Below are 26,652 nucleotides of genomic sequence, written 5' to 3' on the forward strand. Positions count from 1 at the left end.
CTTGCGTCACGCATGACAGCGACGGCGCGCCGATAGGGGAACATCGCAACCACGCGCAATGCTGCATCTTCTGCGCGGCGAGCGGGCGCGACGCGTCCCTGGTCTTTGTGCTCGCATTTTTGGGCGAGATAGCTTACCTCGCGCCTAAAAGAACCGCTTCGATCCTTGGGACTCTGCTCAAGGATTCAGGGGCCCGCCCTCTCGGCTGGGCCAGTTCCTGGTCATCGCGCGCGCCGCCCTCCCACTCCTGATCCGACCGAGCGGCCAACTGGCCGCAATCCTCAATCCCGGTCCAAGCGGCCTGCAACCGGCCGCATCAGGAGATCCTCATGTTCCGCTCGATATTGCTGCGCGGCGCTTCCGCCAGCGCGCTCACCCTTGTGCTCGTCTCCGCCTCTGTCGCGCAACAGACGCTTCCGGAAATCGACGTTCATCCGCCGCATCGAACGGCCGCCAAAGCCAAACCGCCACACCAAACGGCCCACCGGGTGACGCAGGAGCCGCTGGCGGAACCGCCGACGACGGCGCCACCGCCGCCGCCGGCGGCGGTGGCGGCCGAAGCGCAGGGAGTTGCAACGGAAGCGCCGGGCTCAAGCCAGAGCGGCGCCGGACTCGGCGGTCGGTTTACTGGCTATACGGTCAATCTCCAGACGCCGGCCGTGGCGACCAAGGACAACATCCCCATCCTACAAAATCCGGTCTCGATCCAGGTCGTTCCGCGACAAGTGATGGACGATCAGCAGGACATTTCAGTGGAGGACGCGATCGTCGGAAATGTCAGCAGCGTGCAGCCGGCCCCCGACACCTTTTACGACGGCTTCACGATCCGCGGGATTCCCAACGTCAGCATCTTCCGCAACGATTTGAAGATGCTGAGAATAACCCATCTTCAGACCGCCAATTTGCAATCGATCGAGGTCTTGAAGGGTCCCGCGGCCATGTTGTTCGGACGCCTCGAGCCGGGCGGCGTCGTCAATCTCGTCCTAAAGCGTCCGCTGGACACGCCTTACTTCTCGGTCGAGGAGCAGACTGGCTCCTGGGGGCTCACGCGAACGACCGTGGACGCCACCGGTCCTTTGACGAAGGACAAGGACTGGCTCTACCGCGTCAATCTCTCCTTCAATCACAGCGACTCGTTCCGCAATTTTGTCACCAACCAGGACGCCTTCGTCGCGCCGACGATCAGTTGGCGACCGGCCGAGCGGTTCCGGTTCAACGTCGACGCCGAGTATCAGAACACCATTTTCGTCGCGGATGCGGATAGCGCCATTCCAGCGGTTAACGATCACCCCGCGCCCATCCCGATCAGCCGCTATCTCCAGGACCCCGCGGTGACGCGCGCCAACCCCAGCCGGATGGAGAGAGGGCTCATCGGATATGATTGGACGATGGATTTCAACAATGATTGGAGCCTCACCAATCGCTTCTCCTATACCGATATCCAGTGGGCGCAGAGAATTACCGATTATAGCTCCGTCAACGAAGCGACCGGCCAAATCACGCGCGATGACTGGGATGTGAACGCTCACCGCTGGGCGCTCAGCAGCAACCTCGATCTCAAGGGGAAACTGGAGACCGGCCCGTTCCAGCACGCGATATTGCTCGGAAGCGATTACTGGAACGAGGACAATCATGATTTCGGTTTTTCTGGCCGTCCGCTGGGCCTGTCGCCGATCAACATGTTCCTTCCGAGCTACAGCCTTTCCGGATACGTCAAGCCGACGGACAATTTCTACACTGCCTATCCGCAAGCCTGGAAGGGCGTCTACGGGCAGGACATGATCTCCTTCCTCGACGACAAGGTGCATGTGCTCTTAGGCGGAAGGCACGACTGGGCGGATTACGCGCGAGGGTTCGGCGCGAACTCTTTCGCGGAAGCCTTGGGGCCCTATAACCCCAACACAGGTCTCGGTTTCCGAAACGCCTTCGACCAGGCGTGGAGCCCCCGACTGGGCGTCGTGCTCCAGCCGCTGCCATGGCTCTCCTTCTACGGCAACTACTCGAGATCCTTCGGCGCCACCAACGGCATGCCCGCTCCCAGGGACCCGCCCTTCGCGCCTCAGCGAGGCCTCCAATGGGAGGGCGGCGCCAAGGCCGAGCTCTTCGACGGTCGGCTGACCGCAACGACGGCCTATTATGACATCTTCAAATCGGGCATTGTCCAAACGATTCCCGGCACGCAGTTCTCGCGGCCGGTCGGCCTCGTGGAGAGCAGAGGCGTCGAACTCGACGTCGCCGGCCGCATTGACGAGAACTGGAGCCTGATCGGCAATTACTCCTACGACTTGGCGCACATCGTCGCTGACGCGAACGGACCGACATATCTGGGATTGGGAGGTCAGCTCGGCAATTGGCTGCAGAATGTGCCTCGCCACGCCGGCAGCCTATGGGTCAAATATGACGCGCTCGGCGATTGGCGCGGTTTGAGCCTCGGCGGCGGGGTGTTCGCGGTCGGCGAGCGCCAAGGGGATAATCAAAACGACTTTCAATTGCCGGCCTATGCGCGCATCGACGGCATGGTCATGTATCGCCTGCAGCCCTGGATGCTTCCTGCGTCGAGCGGCGTGAAGAACCTGACGTTTCAGCTCAACGTCAAGAATCTGGCCAACACGACCTATTACGCGCACGCGCTCGACCGCTTCAGCATCTTCCCCGGCGCGCCGAGAACGTTCATCGCGTCCATCCGAGCGGAGTTCTGACGATGGCGCGCGCCTTCTGGGTCTGGCTACACCGCTGGACGGGGCTCGCCATGGCGGGCTTTCTGATCCTCGTGGGACTCACGGGGAGCCTCCTCGCCTTTTGGCCGGAGGTCAATCATTGGTTCACCCCAGAACTCTATCCCGGCCCGCACGCCGGAATAGAACTGAGCGCCGCGACGCTCGCGCGCCGCGCCGAGGAGATCGTTCCGCAAGGCCGGGTCAGCGCAGTGATCTTCGCCGATCCCGGCTCCGTGATGATCGGAATGGAGCCGCGGGAGGGCGCGCCCCCGCTCGACTTCGAGTTCATTCACCTCGATCCCATCAGCAGCAAGGAGCTCGGGCGCGTGACTTGGCACGCGCTGCCGCGCACGAAAAACGACATCATGCCGTTCATTTACGGCTTGCATATGTATCTCGCGATGAAGGGGATCGGCGACTGGATTCTCGGCTTCGTTGCGCTGCTATGGACCCTCGATTGCTTCGTCGCCTTCTATCTGACCTTGCCGCTTCCCGGCGCAAACTCGGGGAAAGGCTTCCTTGCACGTTGGAAGCCCGCCTGGCTCATCAAATGGGGCGCTTCTTTCTACCGCATCAATTTCGATATGCATCGCGCGGGAGGCCTGTGGCTCTGGACGATGCTGCTCGTGTTCGCCTGGTCTAGCGTAAGCTTCACAATGCCGAAGGTTTATACGAATACGATGCGGGCCATCTTCGATTATGAGACGCCCGACGCGCTTGTTCGGTCGCATGCGGGGCCGAGCAAGGAAAATCCTAACCTCCTCGAGTGGGAGGGAGCGCAGGCCGCTGGCGAGCGGCTGATGGCGGACGAGGCGCGCATTCACGACTTTGCGATCGAGCGACCGATCGCCCTTTATCTCTCCCGCGCCCTCGGGCTTATCGAATATCGCGTGCGCTCGTCGCGCGACATTGGCGACAGGAGCGGCGCGACATCGGTGATTTTCGACGCCTATTCGGGCGCGTTGAGGGCCGTCAATCTACCCACCGGCCAGCGCGCCGGCAACACGGTGACGACGTGGCTGAGGGAGCTACACGTCGCCAATGTCTTCGGTCTTCCTTACCGCATTTTCGTCAGCGCTCTCGGCCTCGCCATCGTCATGCTGTCCGTGACCGGCGTTTACATCTGGTGGAAGAAGCGGCAGGCGAGAAAGAACCGGTCGCAGAGCGAAGCGAGCAAGTTTTCGCCGAAGCCCAAACCAGATGAGCGCGAGCTTGCGCTCGATCTCGACCCCGATCGGAATTTTGAGAGTTAAGCCACTGCTTCAAACCGGGGCGCCTGAAGAGGCTACGCGCGGTTCAGTTCGCGCCCCCTACCCTGGCGAGCTCCATCTGCGGGGCGCGCACCGTCTCCTCGCCGAGCTTGGCGCGATAGACGACGAAGTTCTCCAGCACGCGCTGCACGTAGTTGCGTGTCTCGGCGAGAGGGATGCGCTCGACCCAGTCGATCGGATCGACATTGGCGTGACGCGGATCGCCATAGGCGTTGATCCACTGCGCCGCGCGTCCCGGTCCCGCGTTGTACGCCGCGAGCGTGAGGATATAGGAGCCCTTCTCGGTTCCGAGCAGCTCTCCCAGGAAGGAGGCGCCGAGCTGCGCGTTGAAGGCCGGCTCGCTCATGAGCCGATGCGGGTCGTAGCCGACATGCGCGAGCGACGCCGTATGGCGCGCGGTCGAGGGCAGCATCTGCATGAGCCCCACCGCGCCGGCGATCGAGACCACATGCGGATCGAAGGCGCTTTCCTGGCGCGCCACCGCGAAGACGAGCGACTTCGGGGCCGAGCCCGGCAGCGCCGAGAACGCCGGAACGCCGAAGGTCGGGAAAGCTGCGTCATCTATCGCGACGCCGCGATAGGATGCGAGCTTGCCGAGCGTCAGCGAGAAACGCGCGTCATGCGCGCGCTCCGCGGCGATAGCAAGCGCCGCAACTTGCTCGGGGCGCTCGAGATGCTTCGCCGCTTCGGAGGCCAGCGCGCTCATCGCCTCTTTTTCGCCCACGGCGATCAGAAGCTCGACGGCGCGCACCGATTCGTCGCGCGCGTCGCCGAGAGCGGGCTCGGGCGAAGGCCGCACCGGCGAAACATTGGAGCCGATCTTGGCGAGCGCGAGCTGGCCATAGAAGGTCGTAGAATGAGTCGCCGCCTCGCGATAATGCGCGCGGGCGATCTCGTCCTGCTCGGGACTCTGACGCGCCTCCGCAGCGCGGGCGCGCCAATATTCGGCGCGCGACTTCTGATGCGGCGTCTCGGCGATGGCGACGGCGCGATCAAAATGCCGCTCCGCCGCATCGATGTCGTTCATGAACCGCAGGGCGATCCAGCCGGCATGAAATTCCGCCTCGACTTGCGAAGACGCCGTCTTCGCCGCATGGCCCGCAAAGACCTCATAGGCGCGCTTCGTGTCGCCCTTGTCGAGGAGCTTGCGCGCAATCGTCTTGCGCTCCGTCCACCAGGCCTCGCCGTCGACGAGCTTTTCAGGCGCGGTTGGCGCCTCGCGCAGAGCCGCCGCGGCTTCCGGATATTTGTTCATCTTGCGCAGGTAGCGAACGCGCGCGAAAACGAGGCCAGGGTCCTTTTGCAATGCGGGCGGCAGGCTCGCGGTCATTTTGGCGTCGCAGCGTCCGATGCTCGCCGCCGCACGCGCTTTTGCGAGCAGCGCCGCATCCTTGCCGGCGAGCTCGGCGGCGCGCAGCGACGGGCCGCTCCGCCCCGCATAGAAGAGGCGATCGGCGCGGTATCTGTGGTCCTCTGGACCCAGCAGCTCCGCAAACTCCTTGCGCGCCAGCGCCTCGATCCCATCTCCGAAGTCGTCCTCGCGCCAAAGCTCGCGCGCAAGCGCGGTCGCCTGCTCGAACTCGCCGTCTCGGGCGAGAGCCCGGGCCAGGACGAGCTTGCCCGCCGGGGCGGCGGGCCGTCGATCACTGAAGAAGGCCTTGATCGTCGCGTCCGAGCGGCCCTCGTTCAAGAGTTGGTCCTCGGCGCGATGACGCAGCCAATCGCTCGCGGGCCAGTTCGGATGCAAAGCGACGAAGCGCTTCAATCGCTCGAAGCCGGCGTTACGCCAATGGAGCTTCAGTCCCACCCATTGCGCTGTGGTGACGGCGATTGGGTTCTCCAAGCCGGCGATCGCCGCGTCTCCCGCAGCGAAATCGCCGGCGCGATAGGCGGAAACCGCCGCGAGAAAAGGCTCGGCCTCGGCGCCCACCAGCGTCGCGAGCTCGGAGGAGGCGACGAGCGGCTCTTGCTTCTGGGCGGCGGGCTCCGCCGACGCTTCGGCCTGCTGCTGCGCGGCCTCGCTCTCGGGCTGCTGCTCGGCGGCGGCGCTCTCCTCGCCTCGCGGCTTCGCGGCTTCGTCGGATTGAGGCGCGGCGCTCCAGGGAGAAATTTGCGCGACCCAGCCCCGCCACGCGCCCTCCGGGGCGTACCACACGCTGCCCCCGGCAAACCCGATCAACAGCGCGAGAACCGTCGCGCCAGCGATCCATGCTCCCGTCTTGGAGAAGAGTCTCGGTCCGCCGCCTAGCATGGTTTCAGGCTCCATCCTCTGGCCTCGCCCGTCTCGATCGAGACGCCGAGCGAAAGGTCGATCCATACGCATGGTCTATGAATTTCGCGGGGATTTCGTTAACGCCTCGCGCAAACGTAAGCCGGGGCCGTCCTTGCTCGCGCAGCGCCGCCTTCGAGGGCCTTTCCACGCGGGCGGGCAACGGCTAAGAAGCCCCGCAAACTCAGGTAGGCTCTGAATGCGGCGACCGCAAGGCGCTGAGAAAGCGTTGAGAAGATGCCCAAGGCAGCAATATTTCACGGCTCGATAACGGCGCTCGTGACACCTTTCAACCACGGGGACGTTGATTTCGACTGCCTGCGGCAGTTCATCGACTGGCAGGTTGAGAGCGGCACGCATGGCCTCGTGCCGGTTGGCACGACCGGCGAAAGTCCGACGTTGTCGCATGAGGAGCATGGCGCGGTCATCACGGCGACGGTTAAAGCGGCGCGCGGCCGTGTCCCTGTGATCGCCGGGGCCGGCTCCAACAACACAAGGGAGGCCGTTGCGCTCGCCGGGCACGCCGAGCGCGCCGGCGCCGACGGGCTGCTCGTCGTCACGCCCTATTACAACAAGCCCAATCAAGAAGGGCTCTATCAGCATTTCAAGGCGATTAATGATTCGGTGTCGATCCCGATCATCATCTACAATATCCCGCCGCGCTCGGTCATCGACATGAGCGTGGAGACGATGACGCGACTCTCCGAGCTCAAGAATATTGTCGGGGTCAAGGACGCCACCGGCAATGTCGGACGAATCTCCTTGCAAAGGCAAGCGATGGGGCCGAAGTTCATCCAGCTTTCCGGGGACGACATCACCGCGCTTTCCTGCATGGCGGCCGGCGCGCAGGGCTGCATCTCGGTCGTCTCCAACATCGCGCCGAAGCTCTGCGCCGATCTGCAGAACGCGGCGCTCGCCAGCGACTTCAAGACCGCGCTCGCGATCCAGGACAAGCTCGTGCCGCTTCAGGTCGCCGTCTTCCTCGAGGCCGGCGTGAACGGCGCCAAATACGGCCTCTCGCTGCTCGGCCGGTGCCTCGAGGAGACGCGCCTGCCGCTCATTCCGGTGACTCAGGCGACAAAGGATCGCATTCGCGCGGCCATGATCCACGCCGGCTTGCTCGAAGGATAAGCCGGATCGTGGCGCAAAGCTCAGAGTCGAATTTCAAGATCGTCGCCGAAAACCGCAAGGCGCGATTCAACTACGAGATCGGCGAAACTTTCGACGCCGGCCTTGCTTTGACCGGCACTGAGGTCAAGTCGCTGCGCACCGGCAAGGCGACGATCGCCGAGAGCTACGCCCATGTTGACCGCAAGGGCGAGGCTTGGCTCGTCAACGCGACGATCCCCGAATATGAGGCGGGCAATCGGTTCAACCACGAACCCAAGCGGCTGCGGAAGCTTCTGCTCAAGCAGCGCGAATTGGCCAAGCTATCGCAGGGAGTCGAGCGCGAAGGGATGACGATCGTGCCGCTGCGCATTTACTTCAACGATCGCGGACGCGCGAAGCTGCGCATCGCGCTGGCGCGCGGCAAGCAGCTTCACGACAAGCGCGAGGTCGAGAAGAAGCGCGACTGGGGCCGCGAGAAGGGCCGGCTGTTGAGAGATAAGGGATAGCGGGAAGAGCCAGCTCTTGGCTCTCCAGCGAAACATGCATCGCCAAAAGAAGTGGTTGGGGTCGACGAGAAAAGCGGGGCTTCGATTGCGCTGCGCCAAGCGCCAGGAAGAATTTGCGACCCCTGCAGGGTGCTGACCAGGCCTCGCTTCAGCCAGGCGCTGCGCCAAGGAAAATCGATCGACATGAAAAAAGCCGACGCAGAAGGCCCGCGCCGGCTTATGGAAAGGCCTTGAAGAGAGGAGTCTTTTACTCCTCGCCTTCCTCGTCATGCCCCGCAGCTGCCGGCGCCGCCGCTTGCGGCGCGGGCCGACGCTCCTGGTAGCGCTGCATGCGCTCGGCGCGCTCGCCGGGGTCGCGTCCGATCTTGCCCACGAGATGGATGAGATCGATGAACTCGTCGGCCTGACGGCGAAGTTCGTCGGCGATCATCGGCGGCTGCGTCGTGATCGTGGAGATCACCGAGACGCGGACGCCCTTGCGCTGCACGGCCTCAACGAGCGAGCGGAAATCGCCGTCGCCGGAGAACAGCACCATGTGCTCGATGTGCTCCGCCATCTCCATGGCGTCGACCGCGAGCTCGATGTCCATATTGCCCTTGACCTTGCGGCGGCCGAGCGAATCGACAAATTCCTTGGTCGGCTTGGTCACGACGGCATAACCGTTGTAGTCCAGCCAGTCGATCAGCGGGCGAATAGAGGAATACTCCTGGTCCTCGATCAGCGCCGTGTAATAGAAGGCGCGGATGAGCGTTCCCTTCGCCTGAAACTCGCGCAGCAATCTCTTGTAGTCTATGTCAAAGCCAAGCGACTTGGCCGTGGCGTAGAGGTTCGCGCCGTCAATGAATAGCGCAATTCTCTCTTTGTCTGTCATCTCTGTCTCGCGGTTCTTCAAGGTTGGAAAAAAGTTCGCTCCCCCGCGACGGAGCGCGAACCGGTTAATAGCGCGGCGCCTTCAGCCTCGGCTCAGAACCCATTGCTTTGTATCACATTGGGATGAACTCGTCTCTCGAACGCCGGTCGACCCGCCTGCCCGACCGTAGATCGCCTCTTCCCAGCATGGAGAACAATCGTGGATCGCCCACGCCCTTCTACATACCTGTCATCTATTTTTCGTCAAGAGCGTGGCCCCGGCGGAAAACGTTAAATACATGCAGGGAAACATTAATTTTTTGAGAGATGAAGGTTTGCCTCGATTATGCGTCATGATTGTTGCGGTTGACCTCCGCCACTAAAGCTCTTGCCGTTCCGGAGTCTAGTCGCCGGCGCCTATCCACAAAGGTTCGAGCGGACGATCACTCGCTCGACGCGCCTGAGCCTGCAGAGGCGGAACGGCTGTCGCCCGGCGATCCGCCGGCTCAACCGTGTCGGCGCAAGAATCCCCAGAATGCGAATCCGGATAGACCCGCGCTCAGCATTGCGCTCCAGGCCGCGAGGCTGAGGCCGAAGACGAGGAGCGCCGGCTCGTCGCAGCGGATGGGCTTTACGTGCTTCAGGCGCGCGAGAAAATCCGCTTGCGAGGCGGGAGGCGCCATCGCCCCCGTGCAGTCGGCGGGACCCGGCCAGAGCTTCCATTCGACCCCGGCATGATAGGCCCCAATCGCCGCCCCAGCGAGGAAGATCAGCGCGAGCAAAGGCAAGCCTTTGCGAGCGAGATCGTCGCGTCCGCGCGCCGACAGCCCGACGCAAAGCGCCGCGACGGCCATGCCAAGGTAATAGGGCTTGCGACCGAGCAGGCAGAGCTCGCAGGGGAGATAGCCCCGCGCCTCGAAAATCCACGCGCCCGCGATGGTCGCTGCGGCGCCGAGCAGGATGGCGAGCGCGACCGCCCCGGCCGGACGCTTTCGCAGAGCCGCGACGAGCGCCGCAATCAAAACAGCTTCACCGCGATGACGAAGCCGCCGACGACAATCGCGGCGAGCGAACCCAAGAACAGGCCGAAATGCGCCTCCATCTTGTCCCGCAAACTGTCGCCGAAACGATTCAGCGCCGCGGCCAGAAAGAAGAAGCGCGCGCCGCGCGTGATGAGCGAGAGCAGAATGAAGAGAGGAAAGTTATAGGCGAAGAGCCCAGAGAAGATCGTCACGAGCTTGAAAGGTATAGGCGTCAGCCCTTTCAGCAGAATGAAGTAGGCGCCCCATTTTGCGTAGAACTCGCGCATGGAGGCCATCTTCTCTTCATAGCCGTAAAGATGGATAAGCCAATGCCCTACCGTGTCGTAAAGCAGGGCGCCAATCGCGTAGCCGAGCGCGCCGCCAGCGACGGAGGCGAGCGTGCAGATCGCCGCATATCGCCAAGCCTTCTCGGGTTTGGCGAGCGACATCGGAAGCAGGATCACGTCGGGCGGCACGGGGAAAAACGAGCTCTCCGCGAAAGCCACGGCGGCGAGGGCCGCCTCGGCGTGGGGGCCGCGCGAGAGCTGGAGGGTCCATTGGTAAAGCTTCTTTATCATGGCAGGATCGTTAGCATCCGCAGCGAAGATAAGAAAGCGCGACGCAGGCGCGGCCGTCAGCCGCAACGCGACCGCCGCGCTCCGACTCCTTTTTCGGCCACGATTGCCGCGTATCCGCCCCGGCGCTGAAAACTTTGTCGAAACGGGAGGAGAAACTCCATGACGCCGCGCTGGAAATCGTGTAGCGCCCTCGCGCGCCTCGCGATCGCCGCCTTCGCCCTTTCGGGCGCCGCCAGGGCCGCCGATTACTACGGCCCCGGACCGGGGCCATCAATCGCGCCCGCCTATCCGCCGCCGTATCCGCCGCCCCCTCCCCCGCCGCCCTATCCGCCGCCGCCGGCAGTCGGGGTGGTTGTTGCGCCTCCCGGCCCGGCCTACCCGTATTTCTGGGGCGGCCAGCGCTACTGCTGGTACGACGACGCCTGGAACGGTCCCGGCTGGTATTGGTGTGGCGCCGCTTGGCGACAGGGCGTCGGCTGGGGCGGTCCCTACGGCTGGAACCGCTGGGTTTGGCGCGGCTGGCGCGGTTGGCGCGGCTGGGACAGCGGCTGGCGTCCTGGACCGCCTGGCGGTTGGCGCGGCGGGCCGCACGGCGGCTGGGGCGGACCGCACGAGAGGTGGCGTTAGAGCGCGGCGTTTTCTGCGTTCAGGCGATTCCGTCTGAACGCAGCGTGATCAAGCGCTCGCTTCCGCCCTCGCTCGAACCGAAGATTTGAGAAAGCCCGGCGGCCTGCCGGGTTTCATCTCGCGCAAAACGCCGAGGCTTGGGCGCAAAGTGCGCAAAATGACGCATTGCAAGCGTTATGGCTAAAAATCTCCTAACAAAAGCCACATCCTGCGCTGAAAGTGGATGCCGTCGGCGGTGCGGGGGGCACGCCTCCCCCCTCCGGGTCGAAGTCGACCCCGTCGGCAGGACGGGAGACGCCATGCTCAGACTCGAGAGTCTCATTCCCTGCTCGCTGGTCGCCCAAGAGCGGCTGATGGTGAGGAAATCCAGCGCGGAGGACGGCTGCGCGGGCCGGGCCATTTTCGCGCTCGTCACGCTAGCGGCGGAGCTTTCGGGCTTGAACGGCACGCCCGTCCATGAACGGCTCGAGCGCCTTTGGGAAGCCGAGGAAGACCGCGCGGGCGAACGCGACCGGTTCAGCGAGATCGTCACCGAGGAGCTCTTCGCCGTCGGCTTCACCTTCTTCCCGGCTTCGGCGACAGAGCTTGTGGAGAGAATCGCAAGCCGCATCGAGCGCGAGAGCTGCTGGCTCGCGGCTTGAACGGAACGGAGCCGCGGCTCTAACGGAGCAGTAGAGCCGCGACTCGTCCAGCGAAAAAGCACGCGAGGAGGAACGGGCCGTAGCGCATCGCGAAGAGCATCACCACTTGTGCGTCGGGACCCTGCATTTGCTCCCCCTATCGGAATGATCTTTCAGTAACGCGCGATTCGTAGCGCACCTTCAGTGAACGGCGTTATGGTTAACAACAGGTTAACCTCGCTCGCGGCTCGTTCTTTCCCCTTCAGACGTTCAGACTTTCCGCGACGGCGCCCGCGCGCTTGCGGCCATTCCGCGGCATCGAGTCGCGCGTATTCTGCGATCCCCGATTGCTTTGACGAAAGGGCCGGCGCCGTCGCGTGCGGAATTCCCTTGGGCGGCGCCTTCGAGAAAGCGAGCGACGACTCCACCGCAGATATGCGCCGGCGCAATCGCATCGCGGGCTGGCAGATTCTGACTTGCGCAATAGTTGCGAGGCTGTTTACTGCCGGCGTCCGTAAGCTTGGCAGGATTTTCAGCACGGCGAGGGCGTGGACAGCTTCGCAAGGGGAACCGATGGGCTGGGTGATTCTTCTTCTCGCGGGACTTTTCGAGATCGTCTGGGCCGTGGCGCTGAAATATTGGGGCTTTGGGAAAGCCTTGCCCTCAGCCGGCATTCTCGCCGCGATGGGAGCAAGCGCGGGACTCCTGAGTCTCGCCCTCCGTTCGCTGCCGGTCGGCACGGCCTATGCGATCTGGACAGGCATCGGCGTCGCGGGGACCACGGCGCTCGGCGTCTATCTCTTCGACGAGCCGGCGACGCCGATGCGTCTCGGCTGCATTGGGCTCATCCTCCTGGGGATGGTCGGGCTGAAGCTCGCCTCGTAGACGCCCCGAGCTTGCCGACGCCGTTATCGCGAGCGAAGCGGAAGAGCGCCGCTCTACTCCTTAAAAATAGCTTTCCAACCTCCCCCGCCGACGCACGTCAAGCGTCGCGCAATGGAAGGAGCCGCCGAAGGGCGCGTAATGCAGGAAAGGACAAGGAATGGGCTCCAGCCCCCAATCCTTCATCGCCTGCATCGTGCGCTTATGATGCGGATCGACGACGACGCGTCTTTCATCCAGCATCAGGATATTCATGTTGAGCCATTTGCCGCAGAGCGAGGCGAGCTTCAAAAGCCGATCCTCGATCGGATCGGGCTCGGGGGCGATGAGAATCTCCCATTTCTTCATGATCGGCGGCAGCGCGTCGACGTCGACATAATCCGGATTGACGAGGAAGCGGCCGGGCCCAAGCGGCAGAACCGTCGTGTCTATGTGCATCGGCATGCGGCAACGGCTCGGGACTTCGTGAATGCGATAGTCCTCGCCCAGATGCCGGCGCAGCCATTCGATGCCGAAGGCGTTGGTCACATTGCTGCGCAAGGCGAAAATATCGCGGCCGCAGCGGAAGAAATCGGCCGCATCGAAGACCGGCTCGAACTCGGTCAGAATGTAATCGATCGGCGCGCCTTCCTCCGGGATCTTGAAGTCGCCATCATAGAGATCGTCGAGGAGCTGGGGCTTGGGCGCCGCGGTCCAGCGGGCGCCTTTCCTGAAGTATTCCTTGATGAGCCCGCGATAGGAATGTGTCTCGAAATAGCGGCAGGGCCAGGCCATCGGCGTCTCGATGATCTCCTCGCCGATGACGAGCAGGCTGTCGCGCGGACAGGAATTGCAAAAGCCGCGCGACGACCAGCCCGGCGCGCCGAATCTCCGGCGATAGTCGACGGCGTCGGGCCGCCGCACGGTCACGCCGAGCGATTCGAGCAGCGCGACAAAGCCGTCGAGCTCGCGCTGAGCGGGCTTCACGAGAAATTCCGGATAGCGGAACCCGCCGGCCCAAGCCTGCGCACGCGCGGCGAAGCCCGGAATATTGCAGGAGACGACGGGGTGATCGGAGGGGATCGTCGCGCCCTCGAGGCGACCGACGACGATCTCCTCGAGCGGGTCCCATTCATTATGCGAGCAAACGGGCGAAGGCGCAGTCTGCGCACCAATTGCGCCGTCGCGCGCCAATTCATCCATCTTATTGGCCTCCCAAAAAGAAGTTTTAATTTCAGCCGTAGCTATGACAAGCCGCGTGCGCAGCGGCAAGTCGGGTGTCCAGGCATTCGGACCGGCTCCGCCTGGCGCGGTGACGCAGAAGCCGGGCAAGGCGCCGGCGGCGCGCGCGGCGTCCCCTTTCAAGAGAATCGCCGTACTGTTGCAAAAAAGAGACGTCCGATAAAAATCGTCACTGGCCGAGCATCCGAATCACTAAAGTATTTGTCAGCTGTTGCTCGGGCCCTTTATCTTCACAAAATTCGCAGCCGCGGAATTATATCCGCCGTTTTGCGTATCAGAAGACGAATGCGGGGGCGATTCCATGTCGGAGCTACCGGCTTTCCTTTCTCTTGGTCCCCGGCGGTGCATCCTGTCTGCTCAAAGCTTGCGGGCGGGCGCGGCCGCGATCGTCCTGACGCCCTTCATGCTGGCGTCGCCGGGCTTCGCGCAGTCCGTCGGCGGCGCGGGCGGCCCAGACCCTTATGGCGCTCCCGGAGGGAGTGGCGGCGGGGGCTATACGGGTGTCGCGGGCGGCGCCGGCAGCGGCAATCTCGGCCCCCTTGGCGATGGAGCGGGCGGCGGCGGCGGCGGGCCGGGTGGCGGCCAGGGCGGCGCGGGTGGCGGAACCAATCCAGGGGCCGGCGGGACAGCTGGCGCCTCGGGCGGCAATGCGAATAACAGCGAAGGCGGCGGCGGCGGCGGTGGCGGTGGACTGAACGGTTTCGTCGGCTCTGGCATTTCGGGCTCCGTGAGCTTCGCGGGCGGCTCCGGTGGGGCTGGCGGAAATCAGTATAACGGAGTTCCGACAGGGGCCGTGGGCAACAGCGGCGGGGGCGGCGGAGGCGGCGCCGGCGGCTACGGCGCGGTTCTCACTGGCGCGTCGGCATCGGGAACATCCGGCATCCTCGCGGGCGGCAACGGCGGCGTCGGAGGATTCGGCAACACCGGCGGCAGTGGGGGCGACGGCGGCGGCGGCGTTTACGCCACGGCGACCAGAGGAAGCTTCGCGCTTTCGTCCGGTGGCCTGCTCACGGGCGGAACCGGCGGAACGGGGGGCGGCGGCGGGCTTCTCGACGCCGGCGGAATTGGTGGAAATGGCGGCTCAGGCGGAGCAGGGTTCTTCGCGGCCTTGGCCGGCGTGACCCTTTCTAATGGCGGAAACGTCAGCGGCGGCGCGGGCGGCGTGGGCGGCACGCCCTTTGTCGCCGGCATAGGCGGCAACGGAGGCGTCGGCGGGCCGGGCGTCTCGCTTTCGGATGGCGCGATCACAAATCAAGGAATAATTGCGGGCGGGGACGGCGGCGCGGGCGGCGGCGGCGGGCCTGGCGGAGGCACAGCCGGAAGCGCCGGGGCGGGCGGCGCTGGCGTGATCGGATCTGGACTCTCCATCACAAACGGCGGCACGATCTCGGGTGGCCTCAGCGGCAACGGTGCGACGCGGGCCAACGCCATCAGTTTCACGGGCGGCGTCAACGTGCTCGAGTTGCAAGCCGGCTCGACCATCACCGGCAATGTGGTGGCGTTCAGCCCCGCCGACACGCTGCGGCTTGGCGGCAGCGCCAACGCGAGCTTCGACGTCTCGCAGATCGGCGCGCAATATGTCGGTTTCGGCGTTTTCCAAAAGACCGGCGCGAGCGTCTGGACTCTGACCGGCGCCAACGACGCCACGATGGGTTGGGGCGTCGACGCCGGCACGCTCATGGTGAACGGCACCATCCCCAACGCGGCCATGACGGTGAACAACGGCGGCACGCTCGCCGGCGTTGGCACGGTGGGCGCCGTCACCGTGGCTACTGCGGGCGCGTTTGCGCCCGGCTCCGGCGCGCCCGGAAGCTCGATGACGATCGCGGGCAATCTGACGTTCAATTCCGGCTCGACTTATGTGGTCACGCTCAACACGCTGACCTCGACTTTCGCTGCGGTTCAGGGCAACGCTTCGCTGGCGGGCGGCACGGTCGCCGCGACTTACGTCCCGGGAAGCTATTTCTCCCGGCGCTATACGATCCTGACGGCGGCGGGCGGCGCCCTCGGCGGCGCCAATCGCTTCGCAGGCCTCGTTCCGACGGGGCTGCCCTTAGGATTCCACGAGACGCTGAACTACGACAACAACGACGTCTATCTCGATCTCTGGAGCAATCTCGGCGGCGGCGCGATTGGCGGCGCCTTCGGCCTGCCCGGCAATCAGCAGCACGTGGCCAATGCGCTGAACCTCTATTTCAACGCCGGCGGCGCGCTGCCGCCGAATTTCGTCTCGCTCTATAACCTCAACGCCCCGGCGCTTTCCTCCGCGCTCGCGACGCTCGCCGGCGAAGCGGCGACCGGAACCGAGCAGACGAGCTTTGGCGCGGCGAACCAGTTCTTCGATCTGATCTTCGACGCCGCGACCGCGGAGGGGAACAGCGGCGCCGCCTCGCCCGTCCAGCCGATGCGCTACGCCGAGGAGGAGACCGTCGCGCGACCAAAAGCCATCGCGCTGATCATGCCCGACGCCGGCAAGTCCGCGCCGCTCCCGATCCTGATCCCGCGGCCCGTTTGGGGCGTCTGGGCGAGCTCTTTCGGCGGCTATTCCAATCTCTCGGCCGATTACAGCGCTGGCGCGCACGCCTTCGCGGGAAGCGCCTTCGGTCTCGCTTCGGGCATCGACTATCGGCCGGCGCCCGGCGTGAGGCTGGGCCTCGCGCTTTCCGGCGGCGGCGCAGACTGGGGCCTCGCCCAGGGGCTCGGCGGCGGCCACGACGATATGCTCCAGGCGAGCCTCTACGGCCTCATGCGCTTCGGTTCCGCCTACGTCGCTTCCGCCTTCGCCTTCGGCAACCACTGGATGGACACGTCGCGCAACGCCATGGGTTATGGGCTGACAGCGCGCTTCCAGTCGCAAAACTACGCGGGACGGATCGAGGCGGGCTTGCGCGACGTCGCGCTCCTCGGCGTCTCGCCCTATGTCGCGGCGCAGGAGCAGGTTTTCGTCATGCCGGGCTATGGCGAGAGCGATCCGATGGCTTCGGGGTTCGCGCTCACCTATGCCGGCCGCTCTTTCACCGACGCCCGCACGGAAATCGGCGCGCGTTTCGAGCGCGCGATCGGCGCTTTCGGTCCCTCAATGCTGGCGCTGCGCGGCCGCGCCGCCTATGCGCATGACTGGGTGAGCGATCCCACGCTCGCCGCGGCTTTCGCGATCCTGCCGGGGACGGGTTTTGGCGTCGAAGGCGCGCGCCCTGGCCGCAATGCTGCGGTCGTTTCGCTCGGGCCCGAGCTGCGGATGCCGGGCGATACGACGCTCTTCGCCAAGTTCGACGGCGAGTTCTCCGACCGCGGCCAGGTCTATTTCGGCCGCGTCGGCTTTCGCTGGGGCTTTTGAGCGCGACGCCCGCAGAAAGCGTCGGTTCAAAGGACCTTCACCAGATCTTCGGAATCAGCCGCCAGCGAACCGTCGCCTCGTAATCTGCGTAGCCGGGCAAATTCTTCTCGAGGAATTTCTCTTCGTCGAGAAGGCGCCAGACGAGCACGGGGACCATCAGCGCGAAGGGGATAAGTCCCCACCATGACCCGAGCGCTATCGGAATCCCGCAGAGCAGGAGCACGGCGCCTGAATACATCGGGTGCCGCATGAGCGCATAAGGGCCGCTCGTGATGACCCTCTGGTCCTTCGCCACCTCGATCGTGCTGGCGGCGAAAGGGTTTGCGCGCAGCACGAGGAACATTGCGAGCCAGCCGACGAGCATGAGAGCCTCGCCCGCGAGCGAGGCCGCCGCGGACATTTCGGACCAACCGAAACGCCTGTCGAGCGCCGGGACGAGAATGAGCGCGACGAATCCGACGAAGACGAGACTCACGATGAGCTTCTGCGCGGGCTCCGTCTCATAGCCCGGCCCTCCTCTCATCCGCCGCTCCAAAAGCGCCGGGCTCTTTTTCATGAGATAGACTAGGATTGCGAGCGAGGCCACGAGATAGACGAGGAGAAAAGTCCAGGCCTGCCAGTAATCCAGGGTCCCCGCGGCAAGGAAGATCGACACGCCAGTGACGAGAAGGAAGATTGCAAAGCGGAAAAGGGCGCGCGCCATGAGGTTCCGCATGAAAAACCTCCGATCAGAAGCGCGAAAGCGACAACCGGCTTTTCGTATCAAGCGCGCTCTCAGGCGGCAAACCTAGGCCATGCCAGGAAAAGTGCGAAGCAATTTCGCGTGACGCCGCGCGACCAAGCGCGCTCTAAGCTCGATGCGTGGAACGATCGGGACGCGCGTCAAATCTACGGGATTATCGCCAAGACGGGCTAAGGCGCTCTGCTATTGGGCCTTAGCCTCGATCATCGTTTCGCAATGGGGAAGCGCCGTCGAAGGAGCACGGCGAGACCTTTCTTCCGCAAGAAGCGCGCTCTCCATCTCCGCGATCCTCCTCTTGCAGTTCGCCCATTCGTCGTGCTCGCACTGCAGCTTCTTGCAGCCGAACTCGCATCGCGCCAGATCCGGCGGGACGCCATCGATCACATGCCTCTTCAGGAAGGCCTTCAGCCAATCCAACATTTCGCAATTACTCTCTCTGCCTGCAAGCGCCAGGATCGGAGTGGCTTGCCGGTCCCTTCCTCATCAAATGATTATGCGAGCCTTTCCCCTTCGGCAAGCCGCTTTCCAGCGGGAAGCCCCAAAACATCTGTCGCCCCAAAAGGATTCTTGCCGTCGCGACGGAGGGCGAAGGGTTCGGAACGCCCCAGTTTGATACACAGCGTATCATTTTCTTGACAAGCCATCTTTTAGGATACACCATGTATCTTGAGGCGGCCGGCCAGCGGAACGCGGCGGTCGTCAGTGCCCCCGATCGAACTTAGCTCCAGCGAGGCGCCATCATGAAATATTTTGACCCTAATCCAATCCTCCCGGTCAGACGCGAAGCTATCGAACATCATTTCCTTCTCAAGGACGATAGGTCCCGACCTTCATGGACCGGCCCTGAATATGCCTCCTTTGCCGAAAATGACGAGCCAAGTCGCCAGGAAATGGTTATCGCCTTCCTGGCCGTGGCCTTTTCCGCTTCCCTCATGACACTGTTTGGATGTTGGATATATTGGCGCTTCTTGGGCTTCGCTTGCCATTAGCGACGCGTTGGCTGAGCCAACAACCTTTCGACCTCACCAACATCTTTCGACCCGTCAACATGATGCGCGCGACGGATGGTTCTTCAACCCATTCGGCAGTTCGGCGGATAGCCGGCATTCAGATGGACGATTCTCCAGGACCGAAGCCGCGCCCACGCCGAAGCGACTCCCCAGGCCAGGGCGTGGCGTTTCGCCGAATTTTGAAATCGCTTTTCGAACGCCTTTTTTGAAATCATCGCTTGAAACCGTCTCGCGCCGTCCCACGTCGGCCTAGAGAATAAATCGCGCTCTAGACTTCAAGAATGGATCACGTTTTCCGCATTCGGGCGTCTGCCTGAATGCGGCGTGATCTAGAGAGCGTCCGGATCGAGTGGACTTAAGACTAAGCTCCAGCAAAACCGAGAGCATGTCTTGACCGGAAAAACGCTACCCACTTTTCCGGGGCGTTCTCTGTGAGATCGCTGAGCTCCTTATAGCGGAGGCCACCCATGCGCTCCTTGGCTGTGATCTTCTTGGTTCTCTCGGTGACGCCTGCGTTGGGAGAAACGACCCAGCTGGCCGGGATCCCAAATCGAGGCGGCCTGCCCTCCCCACACGCTTCTCTCATTGAGGTCGGCGCATGCTTCACGACTTGCGAGAGCGGAGGCGCAAGTAAGGACTGCGCCCCAGGACAGTCGTGCAGCTGCTATTGTGACGGGAGCGGCCGCGCCGTCTGCGAGATCTGCCGTTAGGCCTTTCATCGAGGCGGACAAATCTCAAATCGCGTTCGGGGGAGAGCGCGGAGCTATCTCTCCTTAGGAAACTCGAGCCCCATCTCGCGATAGCGCTCAGGGTCCTCCGCCCAATTCTCGCGGACCTTTACGAAAAGAAAGAGGTGGATTCTCTGGTCGGCGGCGTCGGCGATCTCGGCGCGCGCCGCCTGGCCGATGGCCTTGATCGTTCGGCCGCCTTCCCCGATCACGATTTTCTTCTGCCCTTCGCGCGCGACATAGATTGTCTGCTCGACCCGCGCCGAGCCGTCCTTCTGGTTCGTCCAGGAGGTCGTCTCGACCGTCGATTCATAGGGCAGTTCGTCGTGCAGCCGCTCGAAGAGCTTCTCGCGCGTGATCTCGGCGGCCAGCATCCGCAGGGGCGCGTCCGAGAGCTGATCCTCTGGATAGAGCCAGGGGGAGCCGGGCATCGCTTGCGCGAGCTTGACGCGCAGCCGATCGAGCCCATCGCTCGTCAGCGCCGAGACCATGAAGGTCTCCTCGAATGTTTGCGCCGCGTTGAGCTCCTGGGCGAGGGCGAGCAGCCGCTCGCGCGCCATGACGTCGATCTTGTTCAAGACGAGCCACTTCGGCGCGGCGCTCTGCGCGAGCTGCTTCAAGAGCGCCAAAACCTCCTCGTCCGCGCCTTTGCGCGCGTCGACGATGAGGAGATTGAGATCGGCGTCTTTGGCGCCAGAAAGAGCGCTCGCGACCATGGCGCGGTCGAGCCGGCGCTTGGGCGCGAAAATGCCGGGCGTGTCGACGAGCACGATCTGGCTCTCGCCTTCGATCATCACGCCGCGCACCTGCATGCGCGTCGTCTGCGCCTTTCGCGAGACGATGGAGACTTTCGCGCCGACGAGCGCGTTGACGAGGGTCGACTTGCCGGCGTTCGGCGCGCCGACCAGCGCCGCAAAGCCACAGCGTCGCGTAAGGGCGTTCGTTTCGCTCACGACGGCTCCGCGCCTTCCGGTTCGATGCCTTCGCGATGCAAAAAGGACTGCGCCGCCGCCTGCTCGGCCGCGCGCTTGGAGGAGCCCGCGCCGCACGCACCCTCGAAACCGTCAATCTCGGCCCGGATTTCGAAACGCGGCGCGTGATCGGGACCGCTTCTGGCGGCCAGCCGATACGTCGGCGCCGGAAGCTTGCGGCCCTGCGCCCATTCCTGCAGCACGGTCTTTGGGTCTCGCAGCCGGCGAGACGGGGCGAGCATGCGCGGCTCGAAGGCGCGACGCACGACCGCCTCAGCGGCTGCAGCCCCCGCGTCGAGGAACACCGCGCCGATGATCGCCTCGCAGACGTCGCCCAGGATCGCCGGCTTTTCGCGTCCGCCGCTCAAGACCTCGCCTTCGCCCATTCGAATGAACGGCCCGACGCCCCATTCGCGCGCGACCTCCGCGCAGGTCTCCTTACGCACGAGCGCGGCAAGCCGGTGCGACAAAGGCCCCTCGCTCTCGGCGGCATAGGTCTCCATGAGCATATGCGCCACGCCCAGACCCAGCACGCGGTCGCCCAGAAACTCCAGCCGCTCGTAAGATCCCGAGCGCGGCGTCGCGGCGCTCGCATGCGTGAGCGCCTGCGCCAGCAAGCTCCTGTCGGCGAAAACATGCCCAATGCTCTGCTCGACCGCGGCAACGTCGCACTCTGGGTCCCCGTTCATCCCCGATATCGCCGGTTCAATGCGCAACCTTGAAGATGCGGCTCCAGCGGCCCTCGAAAGGCCAGCGCCAAATGGCGAGCGCCGACTCGCCCTCTTTGATGTCGAGCGAGAAGAAGATGCGCTCGGCGCGTCCCACGAGATTCTCGAAAGGCACATAGCCGACGCCGTTCTGCGACGGGGGCACGCGAGAATCGGTCGAATTGTCGCGATTGTCGCCCATCATGAAGAAATGGCCGGGCGGAACGACGAAGAGATCGGTGTTGTCGTTGATGCCGTGATCGCCCTCGATCTCGATGATCGTGTGCTCGACGCCGCCGGGCAAGGTCTCCTTGTAGGTCGGGACCTCCCCCACGCGTCCATCGCGGCCTTCGACGCGGGCGGGAGCGATGGGCTCGCGCGGCACGATGACGTTGTTGATGTAGAGTCGGCCGTCGATCATCTGTATGCGGTCGCCAGGAAGGCCGATCACGCGCTTGATGTAATCCGTGTCGTTGTCGCGCGGCAGCTTGAAGACGACGACGTCGCCGCGCTTGGGCTCGGCGCCGAGGATGCGACCGGAAAACAGATTCGGACTGAAGATGATCGAATATTTCGAATAGCCATAGGCGTATTTCGAGACGACGACGTAATCGCCGACGAGCAGCGTCGGGATCATCGAGCCGGACGGTATGTTGAACGGCTGGAAGAGCAGCGTGCGAATGACAAGCGCGATGGCGAGCGCCTGAATAACGACGACGACGAGCTCGACGAGCCCCGCGAGCCACCCTTCTTCTTTTTCAGGCTTGGCGACCGGAATATTCTTGCTCAAGGGGTCGATACTCCTCGTGGCGACGGGCGGAACAGGCGACGGCCGCTCCGGCGAGACCTCTATCACGGGGCGGCTTCGATGAGAACCATCGCCTGAGCGTATGGCTCCTCGTCGGAAAGCGTCAGATGCAGCCGCGCCGTCATGCCGGGCGGCGTGAGCTCGGCCAAGCGCTCCAAGGCGCCCCCCGAGAGCTCCAGCGTCGGCTGGCCCGTGTCGAGACTGACCACCGTCATGTCGCGCCAGCCGACCCTGGCGCAAATCCCGAGCCCCAGCGCCTTGGCGCAGGCCTCCTTGGCGGCGAAGCGCTTCGCATAGCAGGCGGCGCGCGACGGCCTCGCCTCGCAACGGGCGCGCTCCCGCTCCGTGAACAGCCTTCGAACGAAGCGCTCGCCGTGGCGCTCCAACGCCTCGGCGATGCGGCGCATGTCGCAAAGGTCCGCGCCGAAGCCGATGATCATCGGATTTCCCTCACAACCCTTCAGCCTGCCTCCGAACGACCGGCGTCCATCGCCACCCGCATGAGCCGGATCGCCTCGGCCAGTCCAACAAAGACGGCCTCGCCGATCAAGAAATGCCCGATGTTCAGCTCGACGATCTGCGGCAGGCTCGCGATGCGCCGCGCGCTCTCGTAATCCAGCCCATGGCCCGCGTGAACCTCGCGCCCCTTCTCGGCCGCATAGGCCGTTCCGAGCTTGAGGCGCTCGAACTCCCGTTCCGCCAGCGCCGTGTCGCCGACCTCGAGCGCATGGCACCAGGCGCCCGTATGCAATTCGACGACGGGCGCTTTGATCGAGGCCGCCGCCTCGATCGCCTCGGCGCTAGGCTCGATGAACAGCGAAACTCTCACCCCGGCGCGCACAAGCTCCGCAACGAAGGGGATGAGATAATCATGTGCGGCCACGACGTCGAGCCCGCCTTCCGTTGTGCGCTCGGTGCGCTTTTCGGGAACGAGGCAAACCGCGTGCGGTTTGATGGCTAGCGCGATGTCGAGCATCTGCTCGGTGGCCGCCATCTCGAAGTTCAGCGGCTTCGTGATCTGCGCCTTGAGCCGCGCCATGTCGTCGTCATGGATGTGGCGGCGATCCTCGCGCAGATGCGCGGTGATTCCGTCCGCTCCGGCCTCGATCGCGAGCAACGCCGCGCGCAGCGGGTCGGGTCGCGGGCCGCCGCGCGCATTGCGCAGCGTCGCAACGTGATCGACGTTCACGCCGAGGCGTAGCGGGGGCATGCGAATCTCCAGAAAAATGAGCCTTCAGGCGCGCGTTCTTAGGACCGCAGACGGGGCGCAGGCAAGCGGCGCCCAAATGGCGAAGCGCGAGGACAGCGTGCGTGACGAAAACCCCGCCATGCTCGACGCCTTATTTCCCGGTCCGGCGCCGAGGAAGCCGCATGCGCGATATAGAGCTTTTTACAAGACAAAAATTTACGCAGCCAATAACTTGATATCGTTATGTAACTGCGTAGTATCCGGGGCGACCGCATGTCGTTCGACGTCGGCGCCGGGGGGAGAGATCAATGCGGATGCGTGCGCTCATAGCCTGTCTTTTTCTGTTGCCGCCCATGCTCGCCGCGCGCGCCGAGGCGGGACAGACGCATGTCGCCGTCGCCGCGAACTTCATGGAGCCCGCGCGCGAGATCGCAGCGCAGTTCCAGAAGAAGACCGGCAACGAAGCGATTCTGATTTCCGGCGCTTCGGGAAATTTTTTCTCGCAGATCACCCATGGGGCGCCGTTCGAGGTGTTCCTCTCGGCGGACGAGGAGCGGCCACGCATGGCGGAGGAGCAAGGCTTCGCTGTTCCCGGCAGCCGCTTCACCTATGCGATCGGCAAGCTCGTCTTGTGGAGCCGGGTCGTCGATGTCACGAAGGGCGAGTCCGTGCTGAAGGCCGGCAACTTCCAGAAGATCTCCATCGCCAATCCCACCTCCGCGCCCTATGGCGCCGCCGCCGTCGAAAGCATGAGAGCCCTGGGCGTCTATGACGCGCTGCAGTCGAAGATCGTCCAAGGCGCGAGCATCGCCCAGGCGTTCCAGTTCGTGGACACGCGCAACGCCGAGCTCGGCTTCGTCGCGCTGTCGCAGCTTTACGGCTCAAAGGAGGGGACGCGCTGGCTCGTCCCCGAAAAGCTCCATACGCCGATCCGGCAGGACGCCGTGCTGCTCAAAAACGGCGCAAACGACGAAACCGCAAAGGCGTTTATCGCTTTCCTCAAGGGGCCGGAGGCCCACGCCGTCATCGAGCGCTTCGGTTATGCGCTGGAGTGCGTCGGCTGCCTCACGGAGTGACGGCGGATGGAGATACTCCTGCATCTCTGGCCGCCGGTTAAGCTCACTCTTCAGCTAGCGTCGATCACGACGCTCATGGTGCTTATGGTCGCGACGCCGCTGGCCTGGTGGCTGGCGCGCTCCAAAGCGAGGGGAAAAGAGATCGTCGCGACCATCGTCTCCCTGCCCATGGTGCTGCCGGCGACGGTGCTCGGTTTCTATGTTCTGATCGCGCTGGGTCCGAGCGGTCTCGGCGGCCGGCTCGCCAATCTCTGGGGCGACCGAACGCTCGCCTTCACCTTCACCGGCCTCGTCATCGGCTGCACCGTCGCCTCTCTCCCCACCGTGGTCCAGCCGATCCGCAACGCCTTCGAGGCGGTCGGCGATAGGCCGCTGGAGGCGGCCGCGACTTTGCGCGCCGCGCCTTGGCAAGCCTTCTGGCGGGTGGCGCTGCCGCTCGCGAGCCCGGGCATCCTCTCCGGCGCAGTGCTCGGCTTCTCGCACACTGTCGGCAATTTCGGCGTGGTGCTGATGATCGGCGGCAACATCCCCGGCCGCACCCGCGTGATGTCCACCGCGATCTACGACTATGTCGAGGCGATGCAGTGGGACGAGGCGAATGTTCTCGCCGGCGGCATGGTGGCTTTCGCTTTCGTGGTCATCCTGTCGATGATCCTCATCGAGAAGCGATTCGCCAGGATGCGCGGATGAGCGCCGGCCACACGATCCGCGCCGAATTCCGCAATGCGCTCGGCAAGTTTACGCTCGACGCCGCCTTCGAGACGCCCGCCAAGGGCGTCACAGCCCTGTTCGGCCCCTCCGGCTGCGGCAAGACCACAGTGATCCGATGCGTCGCCGGTCTTACCCGGGTCAAAGACGGCTATTGCCGCATCGACGGCGAGATCTGGCAGGACCGGGACGGCGTCTTCTTGCCCACGCATAAGCGCCCCTTGGGCTATGTGTTCCAGGAAGCGAGCTTGTTTCCGCACTTATCCGTGCGCAGAAATCTGCTCTTTGGCGCACCCAAGGAAAAGTCGAAGGATCGGCCACAGATCGACTTCGACGAGGTGGTCGATCTCTTGGGCCTGCGCCGGCTGCTCGAGCGTTCGCCGACCAATCTTTCCGGAGGCGAGCGCCAGCGCGTCGGCATCGGCCGAGCGCTGCTGACGCAGCCGAAGCTCTTGCTGATGGACGAACCCCTCTCGGCCCTCGACCGCAAGACCAAGAACGAGATCCTGCCCTTCATCGAGAAGCTGCGCGACCATTTCGCCGTGCCGATTTTTTACATCACGCACGACATCACCGAGGTCGAACGGCTCGCGGATCAGGTGGTCCTCCTGGAAAAGGGACATGTCGTCATGGCGGGGCCGCTCGCCGAATTGCAGAGCAATCCAGACTCGCCGCTCGCTTCGTCGCGAGAGGCGGCGGTCAGCCTTCGCGGCTCGGTCGTCTCATTCGATCCGCATTACGGTTTGCTCAATCTCTCGATCCCCGGCGGTCTTCTCATCGCGCCGTCTCCGCCGGCCGAAATCGGCGAGACCCGGCGCATCCGCATTCTCGCCAGCGACGTCAGTCTCGCCTGCGAAAGTCCAGGCCCCAGCTCCATTCTCAATGTTTTGCCCGCGAAGGTCGTGACGATGAAGCCGCTCGATCCCTATGAGACGCTCGTCGTCCTGGCGCTTGGCGAAAAGGGCGAAGGCGCCCGCCTCTTGGCGCGCATGAGCCGCAAATCATGTGAGACGCTCGGCCTTTCGAAAAATCTCAGCGTCTTCGCGCAAGTGAAGTATGTCGCGCTCGCCGCTGGCGGCGACGAGGACTAGGGCGCCGGCCCAAGAATTGCGTGCTCCGGCCCACCCTCTCCATGGACAAGAGAAAAATATTCTCATGAAGCTGGAAGAACGCGAGCCCGGCGTCCTGGCTTTTGTCGACGACTCCGGCCGCATCTGGGCGCAATGCGCCAAATCCTCCCCCTATGCGGATGATTATGTGATCGAAGGCCCATTGAGCGGCTTCATCTGTGAGGAAGGGACCTTCACGGAGGCGAGCGAGCGGAGCTTCCGGGCCTGGCTCGGCGATCGAATGCTGGAGGACGAGCTCTTCTTCGTCAAAAGCAAGGAGGCCGCCTTGGAACTCGCCGAGCGCATCGCCGAGGCGGCGCAGAAGATCCTGAAGGACCGCGAGCCGTCGTGAGGCCGTAGGCCTCTTGAGCCGGTATCAGGAAAAACGGCGCGAGGCGCCCATCCCGCCAACCGTTCACTATCGACTCTGCCGAAACGCCCGACTTCAGCAGCTCCCAGAAGAATCATAGCGAGCCAATGAACTACGGCGCAAGCTAAATTCATGCGACGACATTCGCTCGTTGAGCCGTCACGAAAAAAAGTTCCTGCATCCCAGTAATCATTTCCCCGCTTGCCACGAACAAGTGGGCGTCTG

24 protein-coding genes are annotated in these 26,652 nt (G+C 64.0%); 12 read left to right on the forward strand and 12 right to left on the reverse strand.

The window, feature by feature from the left end:
* Positions 1-329: 329 nt before the first annotated feature.
* Both QMG80_RS14465 and QMG80_RS14470 read left to right on the forward strand, forming a co-directional pair.
* A complete protein-coding gene (locus QMG80_RS14465; RefSeq protein ID WP_085769812.1) occupies positions 330-2,699 on the forward strand; it encodes a TonB-dependent siderophore receptor in 2,370 nt (789 codons plus the stop codon).
* Positions 2,700-2,701: 2 nt separating this feature from the next.
* Positions 2,702-3,970 carry a PepSY-associated TM helix domain-containing protein gene (locus QMG80_RS14470; RefSeq protein ID WP_085769813.1) on the forward strand — a complete coding sequence of 423 codons (1,269 nt, stop codon included), beginning with the start codon at positions 2,702-2,704 and terminating at the stop codon, positions 3,968-3,970.
* A 43-nt stretch (positions 3,971-4,013) separates the two neighbouring features.
* Here QMG80_RS14470 and QMG80_RS14475 read toward each other — a convergent pair whose 3' ends face one another.
* The gene (locus QMG80_RS14475; RefSeq protein WP_085773403.1) at positions 4,014-6,239 is read right to left on the reverse strand and encodes a lytic transglycosylase domain-containing protein; all 2,226 of its coding nucleotides are present in this window, start codon (positions 6,237-6,239) and stop codon (positions 4,014-4,016) included.
* A 255-nt stretch (positions 6,240-6,494) separates the two neighbouring features.
* On the opposite strand from QMG80_RS14475, the gene dapA reads away from it, so the two are divergent.
* Entirely contained in the window at positions 6,495-7,388 is an 894-nt protein-coding gene (gene dapA, locus QMG80_RS14480) for a 4-hydroxy-tetrahydrodipicolinate synthase (RefSeq protein WP_085769814.1), read from the forward strand.
* 8 nt (positions 7,389-7,396) lie between these two features.
* Positions 7,397-7,873 carry an SsrA-binding protein SmpB gene (gene smpB / locus QMG80_RS14485; RefSeq protein WP_085769815.1) on the forward strand — a complete coding sequence of 159 codons (477 nt, stop codon included), beginning with the start codon at positions 7,397-7,399 and terminating at the stop codon, positions 7,871-7,873.
* A 247-nt stretch (positions 7,874-8,120) separates the two neighbouring features.
* Here the strand turns inward: smpB and QMG80_RS14490 are convergent, their stop codons facing one another.
* The 3 genes from QMG80_RS14490 to QMG80_RS14500 all read right to left on the reverse strand — a co-directional run bounded on the left by QMG80_RS14490 (position 8,121) and on the right by QMG80_RS14500 (position 10,322).
* Complete coding sequence (locus tag QMG80_RS14490; RefSeq protein WP_085769816.1) at positions 8,121-8,744, reverse strand: LabA-like NYN domain-containing protein; 624 nt, start codon at positions 8,742-8,744, stop codon at positions 8,121-8,123.
* 484 nt (positions 8,745-9,228) lie between these two features.
* Positions 9,229-9,744 carry a disulfide bond formation protein B gene (locus QMG80_RS14495; RefSeq protein ID WP_085769817.1) on the reverse strand — a complete coding sequence of 172 codons (516 nt, stop codon included), beginning with the start codon at positions 9,742-9,744 and terminating at the stop codon, positions 9,229-9,231.
* Positions 9,741-10,322, reverse strand: coding sequence for a YqaA family protein (locus tag QMG80_RS14500; protein WP_199769010.1), 582 nt, complete (start codon positions 10,320-10,322; stop codon positions 9,741-9,743). The genes QMG80_RS14495 and QMG80_RS14500 overlap by 4 nt, the downstream gene beginning before the upstream one ends.
* Positions 10,323-10,481: 159 nt before the next feature.
* Between QMG80_RS14500 and QMG80_RS14505 the strand changes: the two genes are divergently transcribed.
* From QMG80_RS14505 to QMG80_RS14515, 3 genes are all read left to right on the forward strand, one after another.
* Positions 10,482-10,949 carry a hypothetical protein gene (locus QMG80_RS14505; protein WP_102938033.1) on the forward strand — a complete coding sequence of 156 codons (468 nt, stop codon included), beginning with the start codon at positions 10,482-10,484 and terminating at the stop codon, positions 10,947-10,949.
* Between the two features lie 299 nt (positions 10,950-11,248).
* Positions 11,249-11,590 carry a hypothetical protein gene (locus tag QMG80_RS14510; RefSeq protein ID WP_085769819.1) on the forward strand — a complete coding sequence of 114 codons (342 nt, stop codon included), beginning with the start codon at positions 11,249-11,251 and terminating at the stop codon, positions 11,588-11,590.
* Between the two features lie 552 nt (positions 11,591-12,142).
* Positions 12,143-12,454 carry a DMT family transporter gene (locus tag QMG80_RS14515; protein ID WP_085773405.1) on the forward strand — a complete coding sequence of 104 codons (312 nt, stop codon included), beginning with the start codon at positions 12,143-12,145 and terminating at the stop codon, positions 12,452-12,454.
* A gap of 60 nt (positions 12,455-12,514) precedes the next feature.
* Here QMG80_RS14515 and QMG80_RS14520 read toward each other — a convergent pair whose 3' ends face one another.
* Entirely contained in the window at positions 12,515-13,633 is a 1,119-nt protein-coding gene (locus QMG80_RS14520; protein ID WP_085773406.1) for an amidinotransferase, read from the reverse strand.
* 340 nt (positions 13,634-13,973) lie between these two features.
* On the opposite strand from QMG80_RS14520, the gene QMG80_RS14525 reads away from it, so the two are divergent.
* Positions 13,974-17,009: an autotransporter outer membrane beta-barrel domain-containing protein gene (locus QMG80_RS14525; RefSeq protein ID WP_158658515.1), complete on the forward strand. Its 3,036-nt coding sequence runs from the start codon at positions 13,974-13,976 to the stop codon at positions 17,007-17,009.
* A 37-nt stretch (positions 17,010-17,046) separates the two neighbouring features.
* Here QMG80_RS14525 and QMG80_RS14530 read toward each other — a convergent pair whose 3' ends face one another.
* From QMG80_RS14530 to QMG80_RS14560, 7 genes are all read right to left on the reverse strand, one after another.
* Positions 17,047-17,724, reverse strand: a complete 678-nt coding sequence (locus QMG80_RS14530; RefSeq protein WP_085769822.1) for a methyltransferase family protein — start codon at positions 17,722-17,724, stop codon at positions 17,047-17,049.
* A gap of 210 nt (positions 17,725-17,934) precedes the next feature.
* Positions 17,935-18,171, reverse strand: coding sequence for a hypothetical protein (locus QMG80_RS14535; RefSeq protein ID WP_085769823.1), 237 nt, complete (start codon positions 18,169-18,171; stop codon positions 17,935-17,937).
* Positions 18,172-19,524: 1,353 nt separating this feature from the next.
* Positions 19,525-20,442, reverse strand: coding sequence for a GTPase Era (gene era, locus QMG80_RS14540; RefSeq protein ID WP_085769824.1), 918 nt, complete (start codon positions 20,440-20,442; stop codon positions 19,525-19,527).
* The gene (gene rnc, locus QMG80_RS14545; RefSeq protein ID WP_085769825.1) at positions 20,439-21,149 is read right to left on the reverse strand and encodes a ribonuclease III; all 711 of its coding nucleotides are present in this window, start codon (positions 21,147-21,149) and stop codon (positions 20,439-20,441) included. Before rnc ends, era begins: the two co-directional genes overlap by 4 nt.
* A gap of 16 nt (positions 21,150-21,165) precedes the next feature.
* Complete coding sequence (gene lepB, locus QMG80_RS14550; RefSeq protein ID WP_102938146.1) at positions 21,166-21,957, reverse strand: signal peptidase I; 792 nt, start codon at positions 21,955-21,957, stop codon at positions 21,166-21,168.
* 62 nt (positions 21,958-22,019) lie between these two features.
* Entirely contained in the window at positions 22,020-22,415 is a 396-nt protein-coding gene (acpS, locus tag QMG80_RS14555) for a holo-ACP synthase (protein WP_085769826.1), read from the reverse strand.
* A 20-nt stretch (positions 22,416-22,435) separates the two neighbouring features.
* On the reverse strand, positions 22,436-23,185 hold the full coding sequence (locus tag QMG80_RS14560; RefSeq protein WP_085769827.1) for a pyridoxine 5'-phosphate synthase: 750 nt from the start codon (positions 23,183-23,185) through the stop codon (positions 22,436-22,438).
* A gap of 287 nt (positions 23,186-23,472) precedes the next feature.
* Between QMG80_RS14560 and modA the strand changes: the two genes are divergently transcribed.
* The 4 genes from modA to QMG80_RS14580 all read left to right on the forward strand — a co-directional run bounded on the left by modA (position 23,473) and on the right by QMG80_RS14580 (position 26,409).
* Positions 23,473-24,240: a molybdate ABC transporter substrate-binding protein gene (modA, locus tag QMG80_RS14565; protein ID WP_085769828.1), complete on the forward strand. Its 768-nt coding sequence runs from the start codon at positions 23,473-23,475 to the stop codon at positions 24,238-24,240.
* A gap of 6 nt (positions 24,241-24,246) precedes the next feature.
* Positions 24,247-24,930, forward strand: a complete 684-nt coding sequence (gene modB / locus QMG80_RS14570) for a molybdate ABC transporter permease subunit (RefSeq protein ID WP_085769829.1) — start codon at positions 24,247-24,249, stop codon at positions 24,928-24,930.
* On the forward strand, positions 24,927-26,039 hold the full coding sequence (gene modC, locus QMG80_RS14575; protein ID WP_085769830.1) for a molybdenum ABC transporter ATP-binding protein: 1,113 nt from the start codon (positions 24,927-24,929) through the stop codon (positions 26,037-26,039). Before modB ends, modC begins: the two co-directional genes overlap by 4 nt.
* Positions 26,040-26,103: 64 nt before the next feature.
* Positions 26,104-26,409 carry a hypothetical protein gene (locus QMG80_RS14580; protein ID WP_085769831.1) on the forward strand — a complete coding sequence of 102 codons (306 nt, stop codon included), beginning with the start codon at positions 26,104-26,106 and terminating at the stop codon, positions 26,407-26,409.
* Positions 26,410-26,652: the final 243 nt, after the last annotated feature.

The organism is Methylocystis bryophila (assembly GCF_027925445.1).
Lineage (GTDB): Bacteria > Pseudomonadota > Alphaproteobacteria > Rhizobiales > Beijerinckiaceae > Methylocystis > Methylocystis bryophila.

Bases quoted from the DNA above. Each gene is read 5' to 3' on its own strand.
- QMG80_RS14510 (WP_085769819.1), top strand. From the start codon at position 11,249: ATGCTCAGACTCGAGAGTCTCATTCCCTGCTCGCTGGTCGCCCAAGAG.
- QMG80_RS14530 (WP_085769822.1), bottom strand. From the start codon at position 17,724: ATGCGGAACCTCATGGCGCGCGCCCTTTTCCGCTTTGCAATCTTCCTT.
- modC (WP_085769830.1), top strand. From the start codon at position 24,927: ATGAGCGCCGGCCACACGATCCGCGCCGAATTCCGCAATGCGCTCGGC.
- modA (WP_085769828.1), top strand. From the start codon at position 23,473: ATGCGGATGCGTGCGCTCATAGCCTGTCTTTTTCTGTTGCCGCCCATG.
- QMG80_RS14475 (WP_085773403.1), bottom strand. From the start codon at position 6,239: ATGCTAGGCGGCGGACCGAGACTCTTCTCCAAGACGGGAGCATGGATC.
- rnc (WP_085769825.1), bottom strand. From the start codon at position 21,149: ATGAACGGGGACCCAGAGTGCGACGTTGCCGCGGTCGAGCAGAGCATT.
- QMG80_RS14505 (WP_102938033.1), top strand. From the start codon at position 10,482: ATGACGCCGCGCTGGAAATCGTGTAGCGCCCTCGCGCGCCTCGCGATC.
- acpS (WP_085769826.1), bottom strand. From the start codon at position 22,415: ATGATCATCGGCTTCGGCGCGGACCTTTGCGACATGCGCCGCATCGCC.
- QMG80_RS14490 (WP_085769816.1), bottom strand. From the start codon at position 8,744: ATGACAGACAAAGAGAGAATTGCGCTATTCATTGACGGCGCGAACCTC.
- modB (WP_085769829.1), top strand. From the start codon at position 24,247: ATGGAGATACTCCTGCATCTCTGGCCGCCGGTTAAGCTCACTCTTCAG.
- QMG80_RS14560 (WP_085769827.1), bottom strand. From the start codon at position 23,185: ATGCCCCCGCTACGCCTCGGCGTGAACGTCGATCACGTTGCGACGCTG.
- QMG80_RS14580 (WP_085769831.1), top strand. From the start codon at position 26,104: ATGAAGCTGGAAGAACGCGAGCCCGGCGTCCTGGCTTTTGTCGACGAC.
- QMG80_RS14535 (WP_085769823.1), bottom strand. From the start codon at position 18,171: ATGTTGGATTGGCTGAAGGCCTTCCTGAAGAGGCATGTGATCGATGGC.
- QMG80_RS14500 (WP_199769010.1), bottom strand. From the start codon at position 10,322: ATGATAAAGAAGCTTTACCAATGGACCCTCCAGCTCTCGCGCGGCCCC.
- QMG80_RS14520 (WP_085773406.1), bottom strand. From the start codon at position 13,633: ATGGATGAATTGGCGCGCGACGGCGCAATTGGTGCGCAGACTGCGCCT.
- QMG80_RS14470 (WP_085769813.1), top strand. From the start codon at position 2,702: ATGGCGCGCGCCTTCTGGGTCTGGCTACACCGCTGGACGGGGCTCGCC.
- QMG80_RS14515 (WP_085773405.1), top strand. From the start codon at position 12,143: ATGGGCTGGGTGATTCTTCTTCTCGCGGGACTTTTCGAGATCGTCTGG.
- QMG80_RS14525 (WP_158658515.1), top strand. From the start codon at position 13,974: ATGTCGGAGCTACCGGCTTTCCTTTCTCTTGGTCCCCGGCGGTGCATC.
- dapA (WP_085769814.1), top strand. From the start codon at position 6,495: ATGCCCAAGGCAGCAATATTTCACGGCTCGATAACGGCGCTCGTGACA.
- QMG80_RS14465 (WP_085769812.1), top strand. From the start codon at position 330: ATGTTCCGCTCGATATTGCTGCGCGGCGCTTCCGCCAGCGCGCTCACC.